Raw genomic sequence first — 24512 nt, forward strand, 5'->3', positions numbered from 1 at the left:
GAGCCAGCTTGGATAGAAAGCAGATTTGACTAATGAAAGTCATACAGCAACTTTTAACACAATTACCTAAGGGGATTGTCCTTACGGGTAAGGAAAACACTCGTCCGTTTGAGTGTGATGGTCTAAGTATGTATAGGCAAAATCCTTTGGCGGTGGTATTACCAGAGAATATTGCGCAAATTAAGCAAGTATTGAAAATTTGCAAAGTCAATAATACACCAGTGGTAACACGGGGTGCGGGGACGGGTTTGGCAGGTGGAGCAATGCCGCTTGAAAAATCAATTGTATTGGGCTTATCTAAGTTGAATCGGGTGATATTAATTGATGTGAAAAATCGGCTGGCTATAGTTGAGCCTGGTGTAAGAAATATCGCCATTAGTGAAGCAGTGGCACAGCACTGCCTTTATTATGCGCCTGATCCATCAAGTCAAATTATTTGTACAATTGGCGGAAATGTGGCTGAAAATTCTGGCGGAGTGCATTGTTTAAAATATGGATTAACGGTGCATAATGTTAAGGCAATTAAAATACTAACCATTGATGGTGATGAGTTAATACTATCTCGTCAAGATGATGGACTGGGATTGTTAGCACTTATGAATGGTTCAGAAGGTTTGCTGGGCATTATTATTGAAATTACAGTTAAACTTACACCAACACCTGTCCTTGCTAGAGTGGTAATGGCAGGATTTGGCTCTGTTAGAGATTGTGCCAATGTAGTGTCAGATATTATTAGGGATGGTATTATTCCTGCTGGGTTAGAAATGATGGATAGTTTTGCTATTGAGGCAGCTGAAAGGTTTGCTAAAGTTGGTTATCCACTAGATGCTAAGGCGTTATTGCTTTGTGAGCTTGATGGCACACAAGCACAAGTGCAATCAGAACTTGATCGTGTATTAAAAGTCTTATCAAGTGCATCGACTTTGAAAGTATCTGAAGGCGAAGAAGAGCGACTTAATTTTTGGAAAGGACGTAAGTCTGCTTTTCCTGCAGTAGGCAGATTGTCCCCTGATTATTATTGTATGGATGGCACGATTCCAAGGCGACATCTAGCAGATATGTTAGAAAAAATCAATGAGTTGAGTAGGAAATATCAACTCAGAGTCGCCAATGTTTTTCATGCAGGTGATGGCAATTTGCACCCGCTTATTTTGTACGATGCAAATATAGAAGGTGAATCAGAAAAAGTGGAAGAATTCGGCACTGAGATTTTAAAACTTAGCGTAGATATGGGTGGCACTATCACAGGGGAGCATGGGGTGGGTGTTGAAAAATTAAATGCTATGTGTCATCAATTCAATGCAAAAGAATTGGCAATTTTTCACAAAATTAAATCTGTATTTGACCCTAAGTCTTTGCTCAATCCTGGAAAAGCTGTGCCAGAATTACATCGTTGTGCAGAATTGGGTGCGATGCATGTACATCATGGCAAATTGCCTTATCTTGAATTGGAACGCTTTTAATGTCAAATCGAATTATTCAATTACAAGAACTGATTAAAGATGCTAATAATTTACATATTAATAGTGAATGGCTAGCACATGTAGGTGTGATTGAATATTTTCCAGAAGAGTTGGTCATTACAATCAAAGCTGGTACCAAAATTAGTGACATTCAAATGAAACTAGCTAAGCATAACCAAACGTTGCCATTTTTTATAAAAATAGCTGATATGAGCATTGGTGCTGCTTATGCACAAGGTGCTCAGGATTTGTCAGATTGCGTGCTGGGTGTTAAAATTATCGATGGTACTGGAGAATATTTAAATTTTGGTGGTCAGGTGATGAAAAATGTAGCAGGCTATGATGTGGCACGTTTACTGGTTGGCTCAAAAGGTAAGTTAGCTTTAATTACACAAATTAGTTTTAAGGTCATCCCAATTTCGTATATTACTCAGTTATCAGCATCTATTAAACGAACAACTACCTCGCAGTTGCGTCAACAAATTGAGAGAAAATTAAAACAAGTATTTGATCCTAGAGGAATTTTTCACTAATGCGAACCATTGATATTCAAAATCTTAAAGCTAATGATATTATTAGAAAATGTGTCCATTGTGGATTTTGTCTAGCTACTTGTCCGACTTATCAATTATTAGGCGATGAATTAGATTCACCTCGTGGACGTATTTATTTGATTAAGTCGGCTTTGGAAAATCATCATTTTTCCAAGCAAAGTATTATTCGTTTGGATCGTTGTTTAACATGCAGGTCATGTGAAACCACTTGTCCATCAGGTGTTGAATATGGTCAATTAGTAAATATTGGGCGTGAATTTGTAGAACAAAAACGTCCATTTTGGCAAAAGGTATCTCGATACTTTATTCGTCAATTTTTAACCACTCCTATTTTATTTAATCCAATTGGGTTTATTTTTAGGCATTCTAAAATAAAAGGAAAACCTATTAAACCTATTGTAAAAATTGGCAAAGTTTTGTTGTTAGGTGGTTGTGTGCAATCTGTACTTGCGCCTAATATTAACCATAGCATTAAAAATATTCTAGCAAAATTAGGTTATGAAACTGTAGAAACACCACAAAAACAATGTTGTGGTGCGATTGATCAACATTTAAGTGCTAGTCACGATGCCTTGGCTAAAATCAAGCGAAATATTGATGCTTGGCTTAAAATTGAGTCTGAGGTAATTATCTCTAGTGCTAGTGGTTGTGGATTAATGGTTAAAGATTACGTTTCTATGTTTGAAGTATTAGACCCTTATTATCAAAAAGCACAGCTTATTGTTAATAAGACTAAAGACATTGCTGAGTTTTTGTCTGATAAAGATTTAAGTCAGCTTAATTTAGAGAAAGTTAATATTTCTTATCACGAGCCTTGTACATTACAACACGGACAACAATTAGGCGGATTGGTTGATTCTATTTTAAATTTACTTGGTTATCAGCAAACACCTATTGTTGATTCACATTTATGTTGTGGTTCAGCGGGTACTTATTCAATTTTTCAGCCGAAACTCTCTCAACAGTTAAAAATTAACAAGTTACAAAACTTGCAATCAGATAATCCAGAAGTGATTGTTACTGCAAATATAGGTTGCTTAATACACTTACAAAAAGGCACTAAAATACCTATTAAACATTGGGTAGAATTATTAGACAATTAGAATAAAAAATTATGTAAAAAACTTTAAGCAACTATTTAAAACAAAATAAACTATTTTTAATGCTAGTAATGGATTATCAAAAGTATCAGACATTGAATAATACAGGAAAGATTGTAAATGTTGAAACGATATAGGTTATTCGAAACTTAGAGTAAGACAAGGGTGTCATAATTTATAACAATGCTCAAGAAATGTTTGATGATTTGAAATCAATTATGAATAATTTAGTTGGTAATGTTATTTTGTATGAAAAGATATTTGACACATAAGTTAGTAGGTGAATGATTGGGTTATCAAGAGTATCATTTAAAAGAAAATTGGTTACTAATTTTCAGGATATTGAAAAATTAATTTTGCTAGACTTGACATATACTATGTATGATTGGATTATTATCAAGATAATGTCTTGCAAAAATATTATTTAATTTCAAGTTCAATCAACGGTGTGGTCGAGGTATAAAGTTTGTTTTGTATATCAATTGTACGATTTAAAATCAGTGAAAAAATTGGTAATAATGTAGAATTAGGTTATATTTATTCAAAATAATTATTTAACGAATAAACTGATAGAAATTGGATATTAATTTGAATTTTATAACTTGATGGGATCGAAGAACATAATAAAAATACGTAAAGACTAGACTGTATTCGTATGCAAAATCAAGATATTGCTGAATTATTTGAAAAGATTCACATAGGAGAAGATGTTGCTATAATTGAAGGATGAATCAGTTAATAGAATACCTGCCAAAAAAAGCTTTTGAACGCCTACAAGTCAATCAAAATGCCATTTTGATTGATGTGCGTTGTGAGGCAGAAAATAAATTTGTTGGTAGACCTATTGAATGTATTTTTATACCTTGGCTTGATGACCCTGATTGGAAACCTAATGAGGGCAAATTTATTGCTGCTATTAAGCGTTTTGTTGGAAATAAAAACAACGGTTTGGAACGCGAAATTATTTTAATTTGTCGTAGTGGTTACCGTTCAAATGATGCAGGAAAATGCTTAATTGAAAATGGCTTTACTAATGTAGCACATGTGGTTAGTGGTTTTGAAGGGGGTCTTGATGAAAATGACCAGCGAGGTAACTTAAATGGTTGGCGTCATAATGGTATGCCTTGGTTGCAATGTTAGGTGAGTAAAATACTAAGCGCCTACCTGGATAAACGTATGTTGTTTATCTTTTTAAATGGTATTGCTAGTGGTTTTCCGTGGGTGATTATCGGTTCAGCAATGACTTTGTGGCTTAAAGATGCTGGACTGACGCGCACGGCAATCGGTTTTTTTGGCTCAATTTTTTTTGTTTATTCCATTAATTGGTTATGGGCACCATTACTTGATAAAATTAAAATTCCATTTTTTAAAACACTTGGTTTTAGACGTAGTTGGTTACTACTTTTACAGATTTTATTGTTTATTTTAATCATCGCTATATCATGGACAGATCCTAAAATAAGCATTGTTTGGGTGTCATTAATAGCGTTATTAATCGTTATCACCTCAGCCACTCAAGATATTGTTATTGATGCTTATCGCATTGAAATAATTAGCGAAAATAAGGATGGAAAAATTGCTGCTGCTGCTGCCGTTTCAACAAGTGGTTGGTGGTTTGGCTTTGGATTTTTAGGTGCATTTGCGTTTTACTTAGCAGATTATTCTAATAATTGGTCAATGGTGTATTTTGTTATGAGTTTTTTTGTGCTAGGCTTTATACTAGCAACATTGCTCATGCCAAAGGAAGTGCATTCAAATCAAACAGTCACTAACACACCAAAGCAATGGCTAGACGAGACTTTCTTTAGTCCGTTTAAAGATTTTTTTAACCGCTTTGGCATAACGGCTATTTTAATTTTATTGTTCATTATGTTTTTTAAAATCGGAGAGGCGTTTCTTGGGAAAATGTCATTGGTTTTTTATGATGATATCGGTCTTTCTAAGACTGATATAGCCACTTATTCAAAACTTCTAGGCTCAACTTTGACTATTATTTTTTCAATTATTGCAAGTTTTGTTAGCATTCGTTTTGGACTTCTTAAGGGCTTATTTATTGGTGGCGTGTCAATGGCGCTTACTAATTTGATGTATAGTTATCTAGCAACAATTGGTGCAGATAAGGAGTTTCTAGCATTAACCATATTTTTAGATAATTTCACTTCTGCCTTTTCAACTGTGACATTTGTGGCGTTCATTTCCTATTTGGTTAATAAAACTTATACTGCTACACAATATGCTTTAATGTCTTCTATGGGTAATTTGGGCAAAATTTTATTTGCCAGCAGCAGTGGCTTGTTGGTAGATAGCTTAGAAGGTAAGGATTGGGTCATTGCTTTTGGCGGTGAATGGGCGGTATTTTTTGCCATTACGACACTCATGGTAATTCCTAGCCTTATTATGCTATTTTGGATTGGTAAAAAATTTAAAGATTTATTTATATGATGGGTCCTATTATGATGGATGTGTCAGGATTGGCATTGACCACACAAGAGAAACAACAATTGATTAAGCCATCTATTGGTGGTGTTATTTTGTTTGGGCGTAATTTTGAATCTATTGAACAAGTAACTTTATTAATTAAAGACATTCGTCAAGTTAACCAAAACTTACTGATTGCTGTTGATCATGAAGGTGGGAGAGTACAGCGTTTTCGATACGGATTTACTCATCTACCAGCCATGTCAAAATTAGGTGCATTGTATGATAAAAATCCAGATATAGTGATAGATAAAGCATTTTCTTGTGGTTTTGTCTTAGCATATGAGTTGTTGGACATTGGTGTAGATTTTTCTTTTGCACCTGTGTTGGATATTAACTATGATACTTCCCAAGTGATTGGCGACAGAGCTTTTCATTCTAATCCTGATGTGATTGTAAAATTAGCAGGCAGTTTAATTAGTGGCATGCACAAAGCGGGTATGAAATGTGTTGGCAAGCATTTTCCAGGGCATGGATTTGTTACGGCAGATTCACACATTGACTTGCCAATAGATGATAGACCAATGAGTGATTTGTTACAAGATATGAAACCCTTTAAGAGATTAATTAACCATGGACTTGATGCGCTCATGTATGCTCATGTTGTTTATACTCAAGTAGATGACAAAATAGCAGGATTCTCCTCTAAGTGGATTAAAGATATTTTGCAAAATCAACTCAAATTTAAAGGTGTTATTTTTAGTGATGATTTATCTATGCAGAGTGCACATTTCATTAAAGATATAACCAATAGAGTGAAAACATCATTAGATAGCGGTTGTGACATGGTACTTATATGCAACCATCCAGAATTTGTTGCACAAATCATTGATAAAGATTGGGGCGTGAGTAAAAAATTACAATCAATGCAAGGTTTTTATAAGTTTAAATCAGATAAAATTAACCATCAACAACATTTAGCAAGCATTAGAGATTTATTATGAACAATGACAACACACAAAATTTTGAAATTAAGCTTCTAGGCGCAGTCAGAAAAACCCTTATTGCTGTTGCTAAAGACACCATGACCAAACCAGGATTAAAACACCCACTTAGCCAAGTAACGCAAAAAATGATAACCGATTGTTTAGATATCGTAACTAGTAGACAAATCGCTATTGAAAAATCCTTAGGTACGCACACTAGGATGAAGCCTGTTTATACTGATGAACAGGTTGTGCAAAGTTTTTCAGTTGATGATTTGAAAAAAGCTTGAATTAAAAACAATGTAATTACTGTTAATTTTATTCTTACAGTTTAAATAAATTCTAAATTAGCATATGAATTAATCAGCCATTTTGTACCCACTTGCTTAAATTTTATTTGCACTCTAGTAGAATCGCCTTGCCCTTCAAAATTTAGCACTGTACCTAATCCAAATTTGGCATGTTTAACCAAAGCGCCAATAGATATTTGGTCATCAGATTTTGGTGTAATATTTTTATTAAAAGTATTGTCATCATTGTAATTCTGTATTGTTGCACCAAATTTAGCTTTAATCTTATTTAAATATTTACTTGGAATTTCGTTTAAAAAACGTGAAGGATAAGCGTATAAAGATTGTCCGTACAAAAAGCGTTTAATGGCATAAGAGAGTGATAGTTTTTTCATAGCGCGAGTCATACCCACGTAGCATAATCGTCTTTCTTCATCCGTTAAATGAGGTTCATTCTTACTTTGTCTAGAAGGGAATAGGTCTTCTTCCATGCCAACCAAAAATACACAGGGAAACTCTAGACCTTTAGCTGAATGTATAGTCATGAGTTGTACATTTTGGTTAATAGACGCATTGGTATTGCCACTAGAATCTAGCGATGTTAAAGAAATAAATCCCATAACTTCGCTCATCTTATTATCTTGTTCATGGTTGTATTGTTTCGTTATGGTGATTAACTTTTTTAGATTTTCTTTTTTACTGCCGATTTTATCATTAGAATAATGCATAATTAATCCTGATGTATTAAGCAAGTTAGTTACTTTTTCAGATAAATTTAGGTGCTTTGTGTCGTCTGTTATTTGCTTAATTAGATTAATAAAGCTACTTAATGCATTGGCAGCGCGAGTTGGCAGGATGGATGATATTTGTATGGCTGCTTGAAAAAGACTGGTGTGGTTGTCTTGTGCAAATGTACGTATTTTTTTAACCGTTACATTGCCAATACCGCGAGTTGGAAAATTAACTACGCGTTCAAAGGCAACATTATCAGCCGAGTTCTCTATTAAACGTAAATAACTTAAAGCGTCTTTAATCTCGGTATACTCAAAAAATTTTAAACCACCATAGATAATATAAGGAATATTGTATTTTATTAGTGCCTCTTCAAAGATACGAGATTGAGCATTAAATCGGTACAAAATAGAGCAATCACTGGGCGATGCACCATTAGTGATTAATTTTTGAATATTGCTGATAACATAGTTCGCCTCATCCGTTTCAGTTCGCGCTTCATAGACATCAATCAATTCACCATTACCAGCATCAGTCCAAAGAGATTTACCCATACGATTGACGTTATGAGTAATCAAGGCATTAGAGGCGTTTAGAATATTACCAGTTGAACGATAATTTTGTTTTAAGCGGATGGTTTCAATGGGAGTAAAGTCTGTGCATAGTTTGGTAATATTTTCAATTTTTGCACCGCGCCATCCATAAATAGATTGATCATCATCGCCCACACAAAATATTTTATTATGACCATTAAACAATAATTTAATCCATTTGTACTGCACCGTATTGGTATCTTGAAACTCATCCACTAAAATATGCTCAAAGCGCGCTTGATAATGATTAAGCAAGTCTGTGTTATTTTTTAACAACTCATAACTACGTATCAGTAGTTCTGCAAAATCAATTAAGTCGTTTTCTTGGCAATACGCTTCATAAAGTTCAAACACTTCAAGATTTTTTTTAATAAAATAGTTATAATCAGGGTCAATATCTTGTGCGCGAATATCTTCGTTTTTTTGATTATTAATAAACCACTGCACTTTTTTAATGGGAAACTTAGATTCATCAATGCTATTTTCTTTCATTAGACGTTTGACAATACGAAACTGGTCTTGTGCATCTAAAATTTGAAATCCAGAAGTCAACTTAGACTTTTCGTAATGAGTGCGTAATAATCGGTGTGCCAAGCTATGAAATGTTCCCATCCACATACTTTGAATAGGGCGCCTTAATAAAGTACTTAGCCTTTCACGCATTTCAGTAGCAGCTTTATTGGTAAAAGTAACTGCTAAAATGGCATCAATACGAATATCTTTTTGTGTAATTAAATAGGCAATTCTATGGGTTAAAACTCTAGTTTTACCACTACCTGCACCTGCTAGTATTAAAGCATTTTTTTCATTATTGAATGTGACTGATTGGCATTGTTTGTCATTTAGGTCGTTTGTTATTTCGGATAAATTCATTATTTTTTTCTTGTCTTGGAATTAAATGGTTATAATATTATCTTTCTCTTATATCGGTTTAAAAGATGGGCTGATATAAGTAAACAAAATTATAAATACTATTAAGGAGTATCAGCAATGACTTACTATGAAGGCGTTAAAAAAATGGAAGAGATGGGTGTAAATGATAACTATATTCAAGGTTGGGTTGCAGGTTTTTTAAATAATCCTGAAATTGAAGAACAAAGAATTACTGATGAATGGGAGTCAGGCTATGAAGATGGTAAAGAGCATACAGATGCTAACTTTACTAATTTCTGCTAGATATTAAAACACTTATAAAAACTCTGTTATCGGAGTTTTTATGCCCCGCTAATAACTATGATGAAAGATAACTGGCAATATTATGCGAGATATACCCTTAAAGGCGCTAATCAAAGTAACGATTTTTTTAAAATAGAAGCATTTAAAGACCAAGATTTTCCTATTAAAATTCCCTTAGAATTTGCACAATTGATTGATAAAAGTAACAAGAATGACCCCTTGCTAAGACAAGTTATCAGTTCTAAAGTTTTATCAAAAAGCGAAAATTTTAGTTTGTTGCCACTAGAAGAAGAAAAATACTCTCCTGTGGCTGGGCTTATTCATAAATATCCAAATAGAGTGTTATTAATTACTTCACAAGTTTGCGCTATTCATTGCCAATATTGTTTTAGACAAAACTTTAACTATTCTGAGCATGATGCTATCAGCAATTGGAATGAGGTGCAAAATTATATTGTTAATGATGTAAAAATCAATGAAGTAATATTAAGTGGCGGTGATCTGCTGAGTTTGAGTGACGATAAACTTAGCATATTGATTGATAATATTGCAAATATTGCACACATAAAAACACTACGTATTCACACGCGCAGTATTGTTGTGATGCCTAGTAGAATAACTGACAAATTAGCAGATACACTTAACCAATCAAGATTAAATGTTGTCATAGTCTTGCACACAAATCATGCGCAAGAGTTGTCTGTGAAATTTGCACAAAAAATAACCAAACTAAGTGGCGTTACTTTACTCAATCAATCAGTTTTATTAAAAGGCGTGAATGATTCAATAAAAATATTGACAGAGCTTTGTTTGAAGTTGTTTGATTTGGGCATATTACCCTATTATTTACACATGTTGGATAAAGTTCAGGGTGCACAAGATTTTTTAGTTAAAGATGACGATGCCATTCAACTGCATCAGCAATTAAAAAACAACTTAAGTGGATATCTGGTACCTAAGTTGGTACGTGATAATGGTAATCATTCTAAAGATTGGTTACTTTGAAATGGCCTTTTCTAAAGCCATCATATCCATTTCACCCATTTGATAATCAACTAAATTTCCGTTTGGTCCATAGATATAAGTCGTTGGCATGCCAAGTATTTCGTCAAATTTTTTGAATTGAGCGTAGTTTTTATCGTCAAAAAGGATGATGGGATAATTTACCATAAATGTATCAGTGAACTCAATAATAGCTGCTTTGCCAGCCTGTTCATAATCAAGTCCTAAAATAAGAACTTTGTCCTTATTTTTTTCATAAAACTTAACAAAATCTGGAATTTCTTTTAAACAAGGTGGACACCAAGTTGCCCAAAAATTAACTACTAAATATTTACCCAGAGTGGATTTATTAGTGTGTATATTGCCGTTAAGGTCGGTTAGAGAAAAATCAGGCACTTTGATTTTTCTTTCTTTTTGCCACATGTCATCAATGCTGATTGCCTGAGCAACATTAAAAGCTAAAAATAGCGAGCATATAAAACCAATTTTAGCAATTTTATTGCCTAATTGAAATGCGAGCCTTGGGGGTATAATGAGATTTTTTGTCATATTTATTTAGTCATGAGTACAGTTATTTATCACAATCCAAGATGTTCTAAATCAAGAGCAATGTTAACTATTTTAGAACAAAAAAATGTTGATTTTGAGATAATTAAATATTTAGAAAATCCACCCACCAGTAACGAACTCAAGCAATTATTAACTGATTTAAATCTTGAAGCCAGATCACTCATGCGTAAAGGAGAGCCTGAGTACAAAGAACAAGGTTTAGATGATGAAGCTTTAACTGAAAATCAATTAATTAATTCCATGATCAAAACCCCAAAATTAATTGAACGACCCATTGTAAGAACAAGTAAAGGTGTTGTTATCGGTCGTCCACCTGAAAATGTTTTATCTATTCTTTAAAAAAATCTTGCTTAGTTGTAAGGCTTTAGTCAATAAGTAGGGTTAATAGATGGCCTTCACGTGCTTCAATGTTGGAATAATAGACATCATTTAGTCTCTCAACCACTGAATTTTTAACCACATCTACTTGTAATAACTCTTTACTCCAAGTACTTAGATGTTTAAACTCATTAAGTGATAAGATATTATTGGTAAATTCATTAATCCAGTTTAGACGCATAAATATTGGCGCAAAGGCTGCATCAATGATTGAAAAATTATTACCATTAAAAAACTTAGTATTGTTTTTAACAACTTCAACTTTGGCTAGTTTGTCAAACAAAGATTTTTTTGATGTATGAAATTTTTCTTCATCACCTGTTACTATGCCAAATAAATTATCAAATAGGGTTGATGAAAATTGAATCCATGAACGATTTTCAGCTTTTTGAATAGGATCGCTAGGGTGTAGATTAGTTTTACTAATATCATTAATAAATTCAGTAATCACAGAAGATTCAAAAATAATTCTTTCATCTACTTTTAACAAAGGTACTTGTTCAGTTGGGGAAATCTGCTTAAACCAATTAGGCGGATTCATTGGATTGATATGATTTAATTCAAAGTCAAGTTTTTGTTTATTTAGTAAAATAATAGCGCATTGTGCAAATGGACAAAGTTTAAAGCTGATCAGTTCTAGTTTCATAATTCCTCGATTGATTGTTGTATTATTCCTTGTTATAAGGATGCTTAGTAAGTAATGAACGGGTAGGATAAATTTTCTCTAGTAGTCTTGCATTGGATAATTCCATAATTGATGAGTAATATTTTTGATCAACTCTCTCAATTCATCAGCGCTATCAATTAGCAACATTATTGCTATTTTTTGTCAATTTAATAAAAAATGAGTCATAGATTTAGTGTTGTGTTGCTTGACACACTCATCAAATGCGATGATTAAATTAGAGCTTTCTATAGTTTTAACAAGTAATTCACCTTCTAATTCTTTAATTTACTACTATTTTTGACGGTTCAAAAGTAATCAAGTTAAAACTAAGAAAGGCGAGTAAGTAATTGTTTTTTATAATGATGAATTCTTGTTTGTATCTAGTCTAGCATTTTTTTACCAATTATAATTAGGTTTATTTTTATATTAAGTGTTTTTTAATTCTGACCAAAGTTTTTCTAATTTATAAAATTCCCTGGTTTTTCCCGTCATCACATGAACTACAACCTCTGCTAAGTCTATCAACACCCAATACCCAGTCTGAATGCCTTCAATACCTAGCATTTTCATATTAAGACGCTTGGCCTCAATTTTAAGATTATTGGAGATGCCACGTACATGTTGAATGGATCTACCTGTGGCAATAACAATAGCTTCAATATCAGCACTTTGTTCTAAAATTTTTAAGGTGACAATATCTTCGCCTTTTAATTTTTCAATGGTGTCGGTAACGGTTTTTAATTGTTGTTTTAAATTCATAAGGTGTCAATATAATCAATGATAGATTTTGGTAATAGTTTAGATAAGTTTTGTTGGTCGCGTATTTTATTACTCAAGGTGGTATTTATACGCCTTTGTAGGATGTTTAAAAGAATATCGTGAATAGCACTTGAAGAAATATCAAGTATTTGATTATTTGCAAAAAAGACAAATCCAGTCTTTTGTTTTGCTAAGTCACCAACTGTACTAGTTAATTTAAAACCATATTTTTCTTGATGTGTAAAAGTATCAGCTCTGGCAATTACTACTAGGTGGCAATATTGATAAAAAACTTGATATGCTTTCCAACTGCTCAGCGTATTAAAACTATCCACCCCCATGATTAAACAAATAGAGTCATTTTGATAGTCTGATTGAATGTGTTTGAGTGAGTCAATGGTGTATGAGTCTCTATTGTGGTTAACTTCTCTAGTATCTATTGAAAGTGTATTAAATTCTTCAACAGCCAAGCGCAACATATCCATACGTTGATTAACATTAAAATTAAGCTGCTTTTTATGTACAGGTTTAGCGCAAGGCATTAAAAATAATTTTGATAATCCTAGTTCAGTTTTAAGTTGAGTGGCATTTTTTAAATGTCCATAATGAATTGGATCAAACGAGCCGCCAAAAAAGCTAATCATTTTAAATCTAGGCTCTTTTGCAATGCTCATAACATAGCCTTAATTTCTGTTTGGGTGACAGCATCTGTGGGATAAGGAATTTTTCCTTGTTGCATGCTGTTAACATAATTTAAAAAATCGGCTTCGTTATCAATCAATAAAAAAGCATTTCCTTGTTTTTGCTCACCCATTGTTGTGTTAACTCTTGAGCCATAATCATGTCCACAATGTAGCATTACATTATCATCAATGCGCTTGAGTTTTTGCATGGAATGGAACAATTCATTAATATTGCCACCAGGCAATGAACAATGACCCGCCCCATAAACAAACAAAGTATCACCGGCAATAATATGCCCATCTAGTAAATAACAGATACCACCAGCACTGTGTCCTGGTGTGTTGATAATTTTAGCTGGTGTATTACCGATAAAAATAGTGTCGTTATTATCAACAGTTTCAGGCAAGCTATCAATTTGCAAATAGGGTACTTCATTAACACCCACTGTTATTTTAGCGCCTGTTGCTTTTACAATTTCATCAACAGCATTGGTATGGTCAAAGTGCCAATGAGTTAGCCAAATATCAGTGAGTATGTAACCTTTATTGTGTATCCGCTGAATAAACAAAGGTGCATCCCATGCTGGATCAACAATGGCACAGGTTTTTGTGTTATGGTCGAAGATAAAGTGAATAGAGTCTTCTAAAACACCGATGCAATAGAGAATCTCTAGTGTGTAACCTTTTTCTTTAAAAATTTGTATGTCCATGATGTTATTTTACCAATTATATCTTGACTAATTCAACTTAGAGATTATAATTTACGTTTTTTGCTGACAAGTCAGTAATTTGGTGGTGTGTTTTGTGGGGCTATAGCTCAGCTGGGAGAGCACGACACTGGCAGTGTCGAGGTCAGCGGTTCGATCCCGCTTAGCTCCACCATTGTCTTGATGTAAATTTTATGTCGCCTTCGTCTATCGGTTAGGACACCAGGTTTTCATCCTGGTAAGAGGAGTTCGATTCTCCTAGGCGATGCCATTTTTTTATCTACTTGTAAAATATTTAGTTTATTTACTTAAAGTTCTCAATTAAAATACCTTTGTCGCGTTCGTCTAGTCTGGCCCAGGACATTAGGATTTCATCCTAATAACAGGAGTTCAAATCTCTTACGCGACGTTATTTTATATCCATGTAAGTACTAAATCAACATGAGTTTGTTAAGTGTTATTATTCCAAATCGCTTCATTGGTCAGCGTATTGATGCTGCAATGGCACAAATGTTACCTAATTATTCACGTGTTAAAATCACCTATTGGATAAAATCTGGTGATGCCTTAATTCATCATAAAACTTTTAAACCTAAGGAAAAAGTTTTAGGTGGTGAAGTGATTACTTTATCAATAAAAATTGAAAAAACCAATGCATGGCTAGCGCAAGATATTGTCATTGATGTGGTGTATGAAGATGAAGCGATTATTATTGTTAATAAGCCAGTAAACTTGGTAACACACCCTGGTGTAAGTAATTGGACAGGAACGCTCGCCAATGCATTATTACATTATGATTCATCTTTAGCTAATCTTGATCGAGCTGGCATTGTTCATCGTTTGGACAAAAACACTTCAGGATTGATGGTCGTTGCGCGTAGTGAATATGCACAAAAGTATTTAACTAGACAATTACAAACCCATAGTATTTCACGAGAATATTCAGCCATTGTCTATGGTCATATGATTTCTGGCGGCACAGTTGATAAGCCAATAGGACGTGACCCTAAAGATAGAATTAGACAAACAGTGACTGAGAGTGGTAAAGATGCACTTACTCATTATCGCGTTATTGAACGTTTTGCACACCACACTCACGTTAAGGTAATGTTAGAAACAGGACGCACTCATCAAATTCGAGTGCACCTATCATTTATTGGACATCCGCTGATTGCTGACCCGATGTATGGTGGTAAAATTCGTTTTCCAAAAAAAGCAGACAAGCAATTAAAAAACTCACTTAAAAATTTTAATCGTCAAACTCTTCATGCCAAAAAACTCACCCTAATTCACCCAACATCTACTGAATTAATGTCATGGAAAGTACCATTGCCGCAAGACATGCAAGATTTATTGCAAGTATTGGCTAAATTTGATGCAAACTAAGTGTTAAGTTGTTTTCAAACCCGTGATATCTAGAAGATGACGCGAGTGTTAGTTATTATGATAATTTTAATCTCGTAACGCCGATACTACTGATGACGTATTTTAACTTACCTAACGTACCAAATGGCTGAATCAAACGCATTCTAATATGTCCAGTCTAATGATTATGAAGGAGACGCCATTATTACTTGCAAAAAAGGTATGGTTTGCGTAGTGATGACAGCAGATTGTTTGCCAATTTTTGCCTTTAATCAATTAGGCACACAAATTGGTGTTACTCATGCAGTTTGATGAGCGTAATTTATTAATACATTTTAGTGCAGCAATTTCATCAAAAAACCTTGAAATGAGTAAGGAAGTATTTGAACGATTTATTACCAAGGATAAAAAATTAAATGCAGCACTCATTTAAACAGGCGAAAAATTCCATCTGAACATCTATCAAGCTACAGACATTATTCTTAATGATTTAGGTATTAAGACAATCAGTGGCGGAAACCAATGTACCGTTGAACAGAAAAAAAGATTATTTTTCCTATCGACAAAATGGCGTATTTTATTTGGATGTGTTGACTTAATAATAATTTTTTTAAATATGGGCAAAAAATATATAATAGTGGAAAGGCAACAGTCTAAACAATAGTAAAACTAGACAACCACTTGTCAATGATTTTCTCAGTCTAGACAATATTAAGATTAGTAACCATAAACAATGACATAACAATGCTAAATGTTAAATGTATTTTATTTTTCATGATTATTGTCCTTTGTTATCTGAGTTTTCCACTTGCGTAAAAATCCATCTCCTTAGTAAATGGATTAAGGTGGTAATAATGCCGTGGTTTTTGTTTGCGCTGTTTTTGTTGCACTACACAGCCTATGATTTCAAACTCTCCTTTGAGTTCAATGTCATCATGTTGAGTATTTAAACAAATCAAAAATTTATTTGAGCCACGTTCAATATACTGACGAAAATATAGTTCATCATCAAAACGTACAACAGCGTAAGCACGATTATGAATTTGTATGCTAGGATCAATAATAACAATGCAATTTTCACTAAATTCTGGCGTCATATAGTTGCCTAAATTTTGCAGTGCAAATGGCTCAGAGTTGGTTGAGCAATTTGTTTGAAATAGTTTTTGTGGCGTATCTAAGTCTGACATTTTCTACAATAGAATGTGGATCGTTGGTTTTGTACAATTTTAATTATTTTACTCTTGCAAAAATGACATGTTTTATTTTCACAACCATACACAGACAAAGTCTGTGTGAAATATCCAGGATTACCATCAACTTGAGAAAAATCTTGCAAGGTTGTGCCGCCTGCTTTAATGGCCTGAGTCAAAATATCCTTAATACATTGAGTCAAGATTTTATATCGAGTCTTAGACACGTTACCTGCTTTACGTTGCGGATTAATACTCGCCATAAACAAACTCTCACAAGCATAGATATTACCAACACCAACTACGATTTTACTATCCATAATAAAATCCTTGATATTTTTCCGTTTGTTTCGTGATTTTTGATATAAATACCCATTATTAAATACCGCTTCCAAGGGCTCAACCCCTAATGAGTCTAGTAATTTGTGCGATCCATCTTTTGAAAACAGCACTGCACCAAAACGTCTCGGGTCATTCAAGCGCATACTTGTACCATTGTTAAATTGTAATTCAAAATGTTCATGCTTGAGTAGTGGTGTTTTAATATCAACCACCTTAATTGAGCCACTCATACCTAAATGGATAATTAACGTACCCGCCTCAAATTTAATCAATAAGTATTTAGCACGACGCTTAATTGTCTTAATTTTTTGATTAGCCAATATTGTTATTAAATTTTTAGGTATAGCCCAACGCAAATTTTCTCTATGTAGTATTACTCGGCTCACTTCTTGATTGATAATTAAAGGTACAAGCCCACGTTTAGTGATTTCTACTTCTGGAAGTTCAGGCATATAAAAAGGTTAAAAATTAACACATATCAAAAAAATACCCTATTATAATAATCAACTTTAACAACTATGGAGAGAAATATGTTTGATCGTATCAATTTAGTTCAGTGTAAAATAATACTTGGTTTTGTTACTACTGCGATTGTGGTTTATTTTGTAGGCATGGATGTCATTATTAATCAGCATTATGCTTTTAGCGTGTGGCTACATGTATTGGCAGGTATTGTTTGGATTGGTTTGCTTTATTATTTTAACTTTGTTCAAGGGCCAGGTATGGTTCAAGCGCTAGCCGATACTGATGGCCCTGGGACAGCAGCCATTGGAAAATATATTGCGCCTCGTGCTTTATTGTGGTTTCGCATGGCAGCAGTAACCACTTGGATTTTAGGTTTGGTATTATTAGTACTACAATCTCGTGGCATGGACGGTATTATTGGAGCGTTTACTCTTGCACAGGGTTATCAAGTTATTGGTATTGGCGCATGGATGGGCACCATCATGGCATTTAATGTTTGGTTTATCATTTGGCCAAATCAGCAAAAGATTTTATGCATGAAAGAGGCAACTGCAGAAGAAATTGTAATAGCAAAGAAAAATGCAGCATTGGCATCAAGCGTTAATGTTATTTTATCCATTCCAATGTTATTAACCATGCTTGCATGGCACTAAAATAAATCGTAGATTACAAAAAATAGAGTAAAACCTCAGTTTTAGCTATTTTTTAATTAGTGTCTATCTGTTGTATTTTTAACAAAAAGAATTTAGGCTTAGTTATAGAAGGATTTAAAGCATTTTAAAACAAGTAAAATTCATATTTTTGTAGTATTTTTACAATTTTTGTATTTTTTTTACAAAAAACTTGACTATTTAAAATAAATGCGTATAATTTATCACATCTTTGTAGTAATGCGAAGTAATGAAAGCTAAAAGCTGAAAATTTCTTTTGGCATAATTTTTAAATTTTTGGAGACAAAAAATGAAAAAACAATTATTAATTGCTGCTGTTGCAGCAACAATGTCAATAGCTGCTACAGCAGATGTTTCAATTACAGGTGATTCTTATGTATCTTTTGCTTCACGAAAAATTGGACTAGCTAATATTGGTGTTAATAAAAATCACGATAGCCAAGGCGTTCGTTTAAAGGTAGTTGGTTCTACTGGTGATACTAAAATTACTGCAGTTATTCGTAATGGTAGTCAAACTCGTGTAAATGAAGAACCTAAGGAAATAGATAAAAATAGAGGTCTTCACATGGATAGTCTGTATGTTACAACTAAAGTAGGTCCTGTTAATATTAAAGCTGGTGACTACTGGGGTACAATTGGTTTAGGTGCACGTTTTTCAAGTAGAAGTAAACCAAATTCATTTGCCGCATCAACTAAAATTGGCAATTGGAAAGTTGGCATGTATACTGGTGACGGTTCTAATAGTCTTGGTCGTGACAACAACACTAATATAAGTACTTCTGGCAAAGTTGGTCCAGTTACAATCGGTTTAGTGCACAACCCTAAAGATTTTACAGATATAACTCTTAAAGGTATATTTAGAGATATTTCAGTTGAAGTTGAGCGCTGGATCGATAAAACAGAAGTTAAAAACGATACAACTTTCGTTCGCATTGGTGGTAAGGTAAATAACTTTAAGTGGGATGTAGCACAAATTAGAAATGACGTTGTATATAGTGCTTTTGTTGAGAACAATGACAAGTTTACACCATTAGGTTCTATGTTAATCGGTAAAGGTGCTCGTGGTGGTACAGCAACAGCTACTGTTAACGTTGGTGACTTTACTAAAATCTTAGGTGTTGCAGTTAGTACTAAGTTAGCAGGTAATACAGTTAAAGCTATAATTACTAAAAATACTTATGGTACTATTGATGAAGTGACAGGTACAGAGTTAATTATTAGTCGTTCTGTAGGTGGCGCTACTTTTACAGCTAATATTGCTAAGCTTTCTGGTGTTGAGGCTCGTAATCTTAATGCTGCTAACAAAGGTCTTAGACTTGATGTTAAGTTTTAATTAAAGCTGCAAAAATCTAACTTAGATTTTTAGGAGTTTAAGTTAAGGTTAAAACCCTTAGTCTCTTATTTGAAGACTAAGGGTTTTTTATTTCTCTTTTTCATAAAAACATTAAAAACATTAAAAACATTAAAAACAGAGTAACTTTAAAAATAAGTGGTGTAGATGCACAGAGTTTTCTGCAAGGACAGTTAAGTAATAATATTGCTATTATTGAAGAGAATGAATGGCAATTAAATGCTTATTGTCAACATCAGGGTAAAGTAATTGCTTTATTTTGGGTTACCAAAGTTAAAGATAATTTTTATTTGAATTTTCCTAATAGTTTACAAAAAAAGGTACTAAAGCACCTTAATATGTTTATATTAATGGCAAATGTTGAAATAAAACAAGCTACTTTAAATATTAATCCACCGATTGATGTGATGAAACATCCTGAAGTGTATTTAATAACTAGTGAAAAGTTTGTGCCACAAGAGTTAAATTTAGACATTGATGAAGTTGGGGTTAGTTTTTCAAAGGGCTGTTATCCTGGGCAAGAAGTGGTTGCACGTTTACATTACTTGGGTAAGCCAAAACGATGTATGCGGTTATTTGAATGTGAGCAAGTGCTTAATGTGGGCGACAAATTGATTGCACTTGGCTCAAAATCAGCAAAAGCATCAGGTATTGTAGTACGTTGTGTAAAATTAGCTGACAAATTAAGGTATTTAGCAACGATTGAAGTTAAATATCAAGATAGTGAAATTACATGTAACTATGCTAAATTAAAAAGGATTAAAAAGGATTAAAAAGGATTAAAAATGATTAAGTTATTTAAGTTGTTAACACTTTTACCCATGAGCGCTTTTGCAACTAGTGAGCCGTTTTCAACCTTAGACCTAACCAGTCATTGGGTAGGTTATATGGCACTTATGTTGTTTGTGTTGGCTTATATTCTGGTAATGGTGGAAGAATTTACTCATTTTAGAAAATCCAAGCCTGTTATCTTGGTGGCGGGTATTATTTGGGGGTTAATTGGCTGGGTTTATTCCAGTCAAGGTTTACCACATTCTGCTGAAGTAGCGCTTAGACATAATATATTAGAATATTCAGAGTTGTTTTTATTCTTGTTAGTGGCGATGACTTACATTGAAGCCATGCGTGAAAGACAAATATTTGAAGCGCTTAAAGTTTGGCTGGTTAATAAAGGCTTAACTTTTAGACAACTTTTTTGGCTAACAGGGTTTTTGGCTTTCTTTATTTCTCCAATTGCTGATAATTTAACCACAGCGCTTATTATGGGCGCAGTTGTGTTAGCAGTAGGTGTGGGTAATCCACGTTTTGTATCTATTGCTTTTATTAATATTGTTGTGGCTGCCAATGCAGGTGGTGCGTTTAGTCCATTTGGTGATATTACAACGCTTATGGTATGGCAAAAGGGTATTGTTGAGTTTTCGCAATTTTTTAGTTTGCTAGTGCCATCATTGATTAATTTTGTTGTGCCAGCCGCTATCATGCATTTTTCTATTAAAAACGAGGTAGCCACGGTCAGTCAAAGCAAAGTTGATATTAAATTGGGTGGTATTGCCATTGTTGTTCTCTTTATTATTACCATTATTACCGCAGTTAGTTTTCATAATTTTCTACATTTACCACCAGCAATGGGCATGATGACTGGTTTGAGTTATCTTATGATTGCTGCTTATTTTATTCGTAAATCTGAACGTAAATTGCAACAAGATGGATTTGATGTGTTTAAAAAAGTAGCAAATGCAGAGTGGGATACTTTGTTATTTTTCTTTGGGGTGATTTTAAGTGTTGGTGGATTAGGTTTTATGGGTTATCTGGCGCTTACTTCTGAGACCATGTATTTATCCTTAGGGGCAACTTATTCCAATATTTTGGTGGGCGTATTGTCTGCTATTGTCGATAATATCCCAGTGATGTTTGCGGTATTAAGCATGAATCCTGATATGTCATTAGGTCATTGGTTGTTAGTAACACTCACAATAGGAGTGGGTGGTAGTTTGCTTTCAGTGGGCTCTGCTGCAGGAGTGGCACTAATGGGCCAATCAAAAGGACTTTATACGTTTGGCTCACATCTTAGGTGGACGGGCGTGATTGCACTGGGTTATGGTGCAAGTATTGGTGCACATTTATTAATGAACGGTACTTTATTTGATGTGCCAGTCTGAGTTATGTTTATTAGTTGATATTGGTAATACTGCTATAAAATGGCGCTTGAATGATGAAACTAATTCAGCACTTATTAAAGAATTCAATATAACTGAATTACCAAAAGCAGATGAAATTTTTGTTAGTTGTGTGGGTGATTGTCATATATTAAACGGGCTTAATAATGTGCATTTTGTTAAGACTGAGCGTATGTTTAAATCTTTAGAATGTGGCTATCAAATTCCGTCTACATTGGGTTCTGACCGTTGGTTGGCAATGCTGGCTAGTATTGAACGTTATCCCAAACAAAATTTGCTAATTATTGATGCAGGCACTGCTTTGACTTTTGACTTAGTATTAGCTAATGGCAAACATCAAGGAGGGCTTATTATGCCTGGTTTGAGTGTATTAAGACATAGTTTTTCTCAATTTTCTAGCGGTGTTCAACAACTATCTTTAAGCTTAACTGCAAACAATACTCAAGAAGGCTGGATATTTGGTACAAGCCAGATGCTGATGGGCGCTATTAATACACAAATTGAGCAACATTTGGATAATTACAGTGATTTAATTGTTGTACTAACATGTGGCGATGCTAAAATAATTGCATTAAAACTTCATTATCAGGTTAAACTTCATCAAAATTTAGTGTTAGAGGGCTTATCTAGCTATGCACAAACATATAAAGTCTTACATTCAACCTTGGTATAATTCACTCATTTAATTTTAAATCAAGACACAATGCAAGACAAACGAGTTTTATCAGGCATGCGACCTACGGGCCAACTTCATTTGGGTCATTATTACGGTGTTTTGAAAAATTGGCTAGCACTACAAAATGAATATGATTCTTACTTTTTTGTGGCTGATTGGCATACATTTACTACGCATTATTCAGATAAGATAGATTTAAATACTAACGTCATGAAAATGGTAGTTGACTGGTTGTCTGTAGGTATTAACCCAAACACTTCAACAATTTTTGTACAATCTAAGGTGCCTGAGCATGCAGAACTACACCTGTTACTTTCCATGTTAACGCCTTTAAGTTGGTTGGAGCGTGTACCCTCATATAAGGATCAACAGCTTAAATTAAGTACTAAAGATTTAGCAACTTATGGATTTTTGGGTTATCCTTTATTGCAAAGTGCAGACATCTTAATTTATAAAGCAGGACTTGTACCAGTCGGTGAAGATCAAGTGGCACACATTGAGCTGACACGTGAAGTGGCTAGGCGTTTTAATTATCTTTATGGTCGTGAAGTTGATTTTGAAGAAAAGGCTGAAATTGCCATTAGTAAAATGGGTAAAAAACAAGCTAAATTGTACCGCTCATTGCGTAAAGTCTATCAAGAAATAGGTAATGATGATGCTTTAATAAAGGCGCAAGCACTGCTACAGCAACAACAAAATATTACTCTGGGTGATAGAGAACGGCTTTTAGGTTATATTGAAGGCGTGGGCAAGATTGTTTTGCCTGAACCTGAATCATTACTAACAAAAGCTTCAAAAATGCCAGGTCTGGATGGTCAGAAAATGAGTAAATCTTATGGTAATACGATTTCCTTGCGGGATACTGCTGAGCAAATACGAGCCAAGATTAAGCACATGCCAACTGACCCTGCTAGAATTAAACTAACCGATATAGGCAATCCACAAAAATGCCTAGTATGGCAATTACACAAAGTGTATTCAAATAAATCAACTTGTGATTGGGTGGTGGAAGGCTGTACTAAAGCGAAAATAGGTTGTGTAGAATGTAAACAGCCTATTATTAATGCCATTGAAGAGGAATTAACTCCTATACAAGAGCGTATTGCTAAATATCAGGCAGACCCAGGGCTTATTAAGCAAATTATTTTTGAAGGTTCTGAAAAAGCTAGAAGTGTCGCCAAAGAAACCATGATAGAGGTTCGAAAAGCAATGGGCATTAATTATTAATCATGGCTGATAGGTTACAAAAACTTATTGCCAATGCTGGTTATGGCTCTCGTCGTTGGGCAGAACATTTAATTGAACAAGGACGTATTGAAGTTGATAATAAAACTGCCAGCATTGGTGACAATGCTGAAATAACCGACTGTGTTAAGATTGATGGGCAGAAAATTGATTTAAGTCGTTATCTTGAACAAGAAATAAAAGTGATTATTTTGAATAAGCAAGCAGGTGTTATTTGTTCTAATTTAGATGACAAAGGGCGAAAAAGTGTTTATAGTTTATTACCTAAAGAGTCACGCTGGGTTATGGTAGGGCGCCTTGATTTGAACACTTCTGGGTTATTACTTTTTACGAATAATGGCGATTTAGCTAACAAGCTCATGCATCCTAGCTCGCAAATTGATAGGGAATATGCTGTTAGGGTGTTGGGTCAGGTTGAGGATGAGGATTTAAAAAAATTGACTCAAGGCGTTAAGCTTGATGATGGCTTTGCTAAGTTTAGCCAAATAATATTTGGTGGCGGTCAAGGTGCTAATCGCTGGTATAAAGTCGTACTTAAAGAGGGAAGAAAGCATGAGGTTAGACGTTTATGGGAAGAATTAGGGTTTAAAGTATCACGTCTTATCCGTATTCGTTTTGGTGAGATTCGTCTTCCTAATAATCTTAAGGCTAATCAATATGATTATTTAAAACCTAGGCAAGTGAAGTTATTGCTTGATATTGTAGAACGATAACAATCCTATTTTTTTTGTAAAAACCTGATGCAAATCAATTACTGGCATAAATTTTTATTGATGGTTAGCTTGGCAATTACCTCGTTTTTATTGTTCTTTTTTATGAAAATGTTTAAAACTAAATCTTAGTTTTAAACAAAACATTCAAATATTTTTGTATTTTAAGGTTTGTGGTAGAATGAACTTATTATTCAATTAAAAAAATTCACATACCAATCATTAAATTAATATAGATAGTG

At 33.9% G+C, this 24512-nt stretch carries 28 protein-coding genes and 3 tRNA genes; 23 read left to right on the forward strand and 8 right to left on the reverse strand.

Annotated elements, in window-relative coordinates:
• Nucleotides 1-32 precede the first annotated feature (32 nt).
• The 7 genes from RMAG_RS01605 (at nucleotide 33) to RMAG_RS01635 (ending at nucleotide 6811) form a co-directional block, all read left to right on the forward strand.
• A complete protein-coding gene (locus RMAG_RS01605) occupies nucleotides 33-1463 on the forward strand; it encodes an FAD-linked oxidase C-terminal domain-containing protein (protein ID WP_011737716.1) in 1431 nt (476 codons plus the stop codon).
• Entirely contained in the window at nucleotides 1463-1996 is a 534-nt protein-coding gene (locus RMAG_RS01610) for an FAD-binding protein (RefSeq protein WP_011737717.1), read from the forward strand. Before RMAG_RS01605 ends, RMAG_RS01610 begins: the two co-directional genes overlap by 1 nt.
• Nucleotides 1996-3120, forward strand: coding sequence for a glycolate oxidase subunit GlcF (gene glcF / locus RMAG_RS01615; RefSeq protein ID WP_011737718.1), 1125 nt, complete (start codon nucleotides 1996-1998; stop codon nucleotides 3118-3120). Before RMAG_RS01610 ends, glcF begins: the two co-directional genes overlap by 1 nt.
• A gap of 723 nt (nucleotides 3121-3843) precedes the next feature.
• Entirely contained in the window at nucleotides 3844-4257 is a 414-nt protein-coding gene (locus RMAG_RS01620) for a rhodanese-like domain-containing protein (RefSeq protein WP_011737719.1), read from the forward strand.
• The gene (locus RMAG_RS01625) at nucleotides 4258-5559 is read left to right on the forward strand and encodes an AmpG family muropeptide MFS transporter (RefSeq protein ID WP_011737720.1); all 1302 of its coding nucleotides are present in this window, start codon (nucleotides 4258-4260) and stop codon (nucleotides 5557-5559) included.
• Nucleotides 5556-6539 carry a beta-N-acetylhexosaminidase gene (gene nagZ / locus RMAG_RS01630; RefSeq protein WP_011737721.1) on the forward strand — a complete coding sequence of 328 codons (984 nt, stop codon included), beginning with the start codon at nucleotides 5556-5558 and terminating at the stop codon, nucleotides 6537-6539. Before RMAG_RS01625 ends, nagZ begins: the two co-directional genes overlap by 4 nt.
• Entirely contained in the window at nucleotides 6536-6811 is a 276-nt protein-coding gene (locus tag RMAG_RS01635; RefSeq protein WP_011737722.1) for a hypothetical protein, read from the forward strand. The genes nagZ and RMAG_RS01635 overlap by 4 nt, the downstream gene beginning before the upstream one ends.
• A 41-nt stretch (nucleotides 6812-6852) precedes the next feature.
• On the opposite strand, the gene uvrD is transcribed toward RMAG_RS01635, so the two are convergent.
• Complete coding sequence (gene uvrD / locus RMAG_RS01640; protein ID WP_011737723.1) at nucleotides 6853-9009, reverse strand: DNA helicase II; 2157 nt, start codon at nucleotides 9007-9009, stop codon at nucleotides 6853-6855.
• A 117-nt stretch (nucleotides 9010-9126) separates the two neighbouring features.
• On the opposite strand from uvrD, the gene RMAG_RS01645 reads away from it, so the two are divergent.
• Together RMAG_RS01645 and RMAG_RS01650 are read left to right on the forward strand one after the other, a co-directional pair.
• Nucleotides 9127-9312 (forward strand): Alvin_2107 family globule sulfur oxidation protein, encoded by a 186-nt coding sequence (locus RMAG_RS01645; RefSeq protein WP_011737724.1) that lies wholly within the window; start codon nucleotides 9127-9129, stop codon nucleotides 9310-9312.
• 57 nt (nucleotides 9313-9369) lie between these two features.
• Nucleotides 9370-10317: a KamA family radical SAM protein gene (locus tag RMAG_RS01650; RefSeq protein ID WP_011737725.1), complete on the forward strand. Its 948-nt coding sequence runs from the start codon at nucleotides 9370-9372 to the stop codon at nucleotides 10315-10317.
• Here RMAG_RS01650 and RMAG_RS01655 read toward each other — a convergent pair.
• Nucleotides 10309-10863 carry a TlpA family protein disulfide reductase gene (locus tag RMAG_RS01655; RefSeq protein ID WP_011737726.1) on the reverse strand — a complete coding sequence of 185 codons (555 nt, stop codon included), beginning with the start codon at nucleotides 10861-10863 and terminating at the stop codon, nucleotides 10309-10311. The two genes, RMAG_RS01650 and RMAG_RS01655, sit on opposite strands and share 9 nt — an antisense overlap.
• A 12-nt stretch (nucleotides 10864-10875) precedes the next feature.
• Here RMAG_RS01655 and arsC point away from each other — a divergent pair, with 12 nt between their 5' ends.
• Entirely contained in the window at nucleotides 10876-11223 is a 348-nt protein-coding gene (arsC, locus tag RMAG_RS01660) for an arsenate reductase (glutaredoxin) (RefSeq protein ID WP_011737727.1), read from the forward strand.
• 25 nt (nucleotides 11224-11248) lie between these two features.
• Here arsC and RMAG_RS01665 read toward each other — a convergent pair whose 3' ends face one another.
• From RMAG_RS01665 to RMAG_RS01680, 4 genes are all read right to left on the reverse strand, one after another.
• Nucleotides 11249-11908, reverse strand: a complete 660-nt coding sequence (locus tag RMAG_RS01665; RefSeq protein WP_011737728.1) for a glutathione S-transferase family protein — start codon at nucleotides 11906-11908, stop codon at nucleotides 11249-11251.
• A 447-nt stretch (nucleotides 11909-12355) separates the two neighbouring features.
• Nucleotides 12356-12688, reverse strand: a complete 333-nt coding sequence (gene rsfS / locus RMAG_RS01670; RefSeq protein ID WP_011737729.1) for a ribosome silencing factor — start codon at nucleotides 12686-12688, stop codon at nucleotides 12356-12358.
• Nucleotides 12685-13362 carry a nicotinate (nicotinamide) nucleotide adenylyltransferase gene (gene nadD, locus RMAG_RS01675; protein WP_011737730.1) on the reverse strand — a complete coding sequence of 226 codons (678 nt, stop codon included), beginning with the start codon at nucleotides 13360-13362 and terminating at the stop codon, nucleotides 12685-12687. Before nadD ends, rsfS begins: the two co-directional genes overlap by 4 nt.
• Nucleotides 13359-14081 (reverse strand): MBL fold metallo-hydrolase, encoded by a 723-nt coding sequence (locus RMAG_RS01680; RefSeq protein WP_011737731.1) that lies wholly within the window; start codon nucleotides 14079-14081, stop codon nucleotides 13359-13361. The genes nadD and RMAG_RS01680 overlap by 4 nt, the downstream gene beginning before the upstream one ends.
• A gap of 96 nt (nucleotides 14082-14177) precedes the next feature.
• Between RMAG_RS01680 and RMAG_RS01685 the strand changes: the two genes are divergently transcribed.
• The 6 genes from RMAG_RS01685 (at nucleotide 14178) to RMAG_RS06120 (ending at nucleotide 15876) form a co-directional block, all read left to right on the forward strand.
• Nucleotides 14178-14253: transfer RNA gene (locus tag RMAG_RS01685), tRNA-Ala, on the forward strand.
• A 21-nt stretch (nucleotides 14254-14274) separates the two neighbouring features.
• Nucleotides 14275-14349 (forward strand) — tRNA-Glu (locus tag RMAG_RS01690).
• Nucleotides 14350-14412: 63 nt separating this feature from the next.
• A tRNA-Glu gene (locus tag RMAG_RS01695) sits at nucleotides 14413-14487 on the forward strand.
• 32 nt (nucleotides 14488-14519) lie between these two features.
• Nucleotides 14520-15464 (forward strand): 23S rRNA pseudouridine(1911/1915/1917) synthase RluD, encoded by a 945-nt coding sequence (gene rluD / locus RMAG_RS01700; protein ID WP_011737732.1) that lies wholly within the window; start codon nucleotides 14520-14522, stop codon nucleotides 15462-15464.
• A 216-nt stretch (nucleotides 15465-15680) separates the two neighbouring features.
• Nucleotides 15681-15755 carry a hypothetical protein gene (locus RMAG_RS06230; protein ID WP_422851292.1) on the forward strand — a complete coding sequence of 25 codons (75 nt, stop codon included), beginning with the start codon at nucleotides 15681-15683 and terminating at the stop codon, nucleotides 15753-15755.
• A complete protein-coding gene (locus RMAG_RS06120) occupies nucleotides 15745-15876 on the forward strand; it encodes a hypothetical protein (RefSeq protein ID WP_268745598.1) in 132 nt (43 codons plus the stop codon). Before RMAG_RS06230 ends, RMAG_RS06120 begins: the two co-directional genes overlap by 11 nt.
• A 358-nt stretch (nucleotides 15877-16234) precedes the next feature.
• Here the strand turns inward: RMAG_RS06120 and RMAG_RS01705 are convergent, their stop codons facing one another.
• Complete coding sequence (locus RMAG_RS01705; RefSeq protein ID WP_011737733.1) at nucleotides 16235-16630, reverse strand: S24 family peptidase; 396 nt, start codon at nucleotides 16628-16630, stop codon at nucleotides 16235-16237.
• Nucleotides 16618-17427, reverse strand: coding sequence for a bifunctional DNA-formamidopyrimidine glycosylase/DNA-(apurinic or apyrimidinic site) lyase (gene mutM / locus RMAG_RS01710; RefSeq protein WP_011737734.1), 810 nt, complete (start codon nucleotides 17425-17427; stop codon nucleotides 16618-16620). The genes RMAG_RS01705 and mutM overlap by 13 nt, the downstream gene beginning before the upstream one ends.
• Before the next feature lie 78 nt (nucleotides 17428-17505).
• On the opposite strand from mutM, the gene RMAG_RS01715 reads away from it, so the two are divergent.
• From RMAG_RS01715 to RMAG_RS01745, 7 genes are all read left to right on the forward strand, one after another.
• On the forward strand, nucleotides 17506-18093 hold the full coding sequence (locus RMAG_RS01715) for a urate hydroxylase PuuD (RefSeq protein WP_011737735.1): 588 nt from the start codon (nucleotides 17506-17508) through the stop codon (nucleotides 18091-18093).
• Between the two features lie 307 nt (nucleotides 18094-18400).
• Nucleotides 18401-19444: a hypothetical protein gene (locus tag RMAG_RS01720; protein ID WP_011737736.1), complete on the forward strand. Its 1044-nt coding sequence runs from the start codon at nucleotides 18401-18403 to the stop codon at nucleotides 19442-19444.
• 368 nt (nucleotides 19445-19812) lie between these two features.
• A complete protein-coding gene (gene ygfZ, locus RMAG_RS06000; RefSeq protein ID WP_235093698.1) occupies nucleotides 19813-20235 on the forward strand; it encodes a CAF17-like 4Fe-4S cluster assembly/insertion protein YgfZ in 423 nt (140 codons plus the stop codon).
• A gap of 12 nt (nucleotides 20236-20247) precedes the next feature.
• Nucleotides 20248-21621 carry a sodium:proton antiporter NhaD gene (gene nhaD / locus RMAG_RS01730; RefSeq protein ID WP_011737737.1) on the forward strand — a complete coding sequence of 458 codons (1374 nt, stop codon included), beginning with the start codon at nucleotides 20248-20250 and terminating at the stop codon, nucleotides 21619-21621.
• Complete coding sequence (locus RMAG_RS01735) at nucleotides 21608-22312, forward strand: type III pantothenate kinase (protein WP_011737738.1); 705 nt, start codon at nucleotides 21608-21610, stop codon at nucleotides 22310-22312. Before nhaD ends, RMAG_RS01735 begins: the two co-directional genes overlap by 14 nt.
• 30 nt (nucleotides 22313-22342) lie before the next feature.
• On the forward strand, nucleotides 22343-23542 hold the full coding sequence (locus RMAG_RS01740; protein ID WP_011737739.1) for a tryptophan--tRNA ligase: 1200 nt from the start codon (nucleotides 22343-22345) through the stop codon (nucleotides 23540-23542).
• A gap of 2 nt (nucleotides 23543-23544) precedes the next feature.
• Entirely contained in the window at nucleotides 23545-24273 is a 729-nt protein-coding gene (locus tag RMAG_RS01745) for a pseudouridine synthase (RefSeq protein ID WP_011737740.1), read from the forward strand.
• Nucleotides 24274-24512 lie beyond the last annotated feature (239 nt).

The sequence above is a fragment of the Candidatus Ruthia magnifica str. Cm (Calyptogena magnifica) genome, from assembly GCF_000015105.1.
In the GTDB taxonomy this organism is placed as follows: Bacteria; Pseudomonadota; Gammaproteobacteria; order PS1; family Pseudothioglobaceae; genus Ruthia; species Ruthia magnifica.

What these genes read in the sequence shown, in the direction of transcription:
- RMAG_RS01605 (WP_011737716.1), top strand. Translation starts at nt 33, where the DNA reads ATGAAAGTCATACAGCAACTTTTAACACAATTACCTAAGGGGATTGTC.
- RMAG_RS01610 (WP_011737717.1), top strand. Translation starts at nt 1,463, where the DNA reads ATGTCAAATCGAATTATTCAATTACAAGAACTGATTAAAGATGCTAAT.
- glcF (WP_011737718.1), top strand. Translation starts at nt 1,996, where the DNA reads ATGCGAACCATTGATATTCAAAATCTTAAAGCTAATGATATTATTAGA.
- RMAG_RS01620 (WP_011737719.1), top strand. Translation starts at nt 3,844, where the DNA reads ATGAATCAGTTAATAGAATACCTGCCAAAAAAAGCTTTTGAACGCCTA.
- nagZ (WP_011737721.1), top strand. Translation starts at nt 5,556, where the DNA reads ATGATGGGTCCTATTATGATGGATGTGTCAGGATTGGCATTGACCACA.
- RMAG_RS01635 (WP_011737722.1), top strand. Translation starts at nt 6,536, where the DNA reads ATGAACAATGACAACACACAAAATTTTGAAATTAAGCTTCTAGGCGCA.
- uvrD (WP_011737723.1), bottom strand. Translation starts at nt 9,009, where the DNA reads ATGAATTTATCCGAAATAACAAACGACCTAAATGACAAACAATGCCAA.
- RMAG_RS01645 (WP_011737724.1), top strand. Translation starts at nt 9,127, where the DNA reads ATGACTTACTATGAAGGCGTTAAAAAAATGGAAGAGATGGGTGTAAAT.
- RMAG_RS01650 (WP_011737725.1), top strand. Translation starts at nt 9,370, where the DNA reads ATGATGAAAGATAACTGGCAATATTATGCGAGATATACCCTTAAAGGC.
- RMAG_RS01655 (WP_011737726.1), bottom strand. Translation starts at nt 10,863, where the DNA reads ATGACAAAAAATCTCATTATACCCCCAAGGCTCGCATTTCAATTAGGC.
- arsC (WP_011737727.1), top strand. Translation starts at nt 10,876, where the DNA reads ATGAGTACAGTTATTTATCACAATCCAAGATGTTCTAAATCAAGAGCA.
- RMAG_RS01665 (WP_011737728.1), bottom strand. Translation starts at nt 11,908, where the DNA reads ATGAAACTAGAACTGATCAGCTTTAAACTTTGTCCATTTGCACAATGC.
- rsfS (WP_011737729.1), bottom strand. Translation starts at nt 12,688, where the DNA reads ATGAATTTAAAACAACAATTAAAAACCGTTACCGACACCATTGAAAAA.
- nadD (WP_011737730.1), bottom strand. Translation starts at nt 13,362, where the DNA reads ATGAGCATTGCAAAAGAGCCTAGATTTAAAATGATTAGCTTTTTTGGC.
- RMAG_RS01680 (WP_011737731.1), bottom strand. Translation starts at nt 14,081, where the DNA reads ATGGACATACAAATTTTTAAAGAAAAAGGTTACACACTAGAGATTCTC.
- rluD (WP_011737732.1), top strand. Translation starts at nt 14,520, where the DNA reads ATGAGTTTGTTAAGTGTTATTATTCCAAATCGCTTCATTGGTCAGCGT.
- RMAG_RS06120 (WP_268745598.1), top strand. Translation starts at nt 15,745, where the DNA reads ATGCAGTTTGATGAGCGTAATTTATTAATACATTTTAGTGCAGCAATT.
- RMAG_RS01705 (WP_011737733.1), bottom strand. Translation starts at nt 16,630, where the DNA reads ATGTCAGACTTAGATACGCCACAAAAACTATTTCAAACAAATTGCTCA.
- mutM (WP_011737734.1), bottom strand. Translation starts at nt 17,427, where the DNA reads ATGCCTGAACTTCCAGAAGTAGAAATCACTAAACGTGGGCTTGTACCT.
- RMAG_RS01715 (WP_011737735.1), top strand. Translation starts at nt 17,506, where the DNA reads ATGTTTGATCGTATCAATTTAGTTCAGTGTAAAATAATACTTGGTTTT.
- RMAG_RS01720 (WP_011737736.1), top strand. Translation starts at nt 18,401, where the DNA reads ATGAAAAAACAATTATTAATTGCTGCTGTTGCAGCAACAATGTCAATA.
- ygfZ (WP_235093698.1), top strand. Translation starts at nt 19,813, where the DNA reads ATGGCAAATGTTGAAATAAAACAAGCTACTTTAAATATTAATCCACCG.
- nhaD (WP_011737737.1), top strand. Translation starts at nt 20,248, where the DNA reads ATGATTAAGTTATTTAAGTTGTTAACACTTTTACCCATGAGCGCTTTT.
- RMAG_RS01735 (WP_011737738.1), top strand. Translation starts at nt 21,608, where the DNA reads ATGTGCCAGTCTGAGTTATGTTTATTAGTTGATATTGGTAATACTGCT.
- RMAG_RS01740 (WP_011737739.1), top strand. Translation starts at nt 22,343, where the DNA reads ATGCAAGACAAACGAGTTTTATCAGGCATGCGACCTACGGGCCAACTT.
- RMAG_RS01745 (WP_011737740.1), top strand. Translation starts at nt 23,545, where the DNA reads ATGGCTGATAGGTTACAAAAACTTATTGCCAATGCTGGTTATGGCTCT.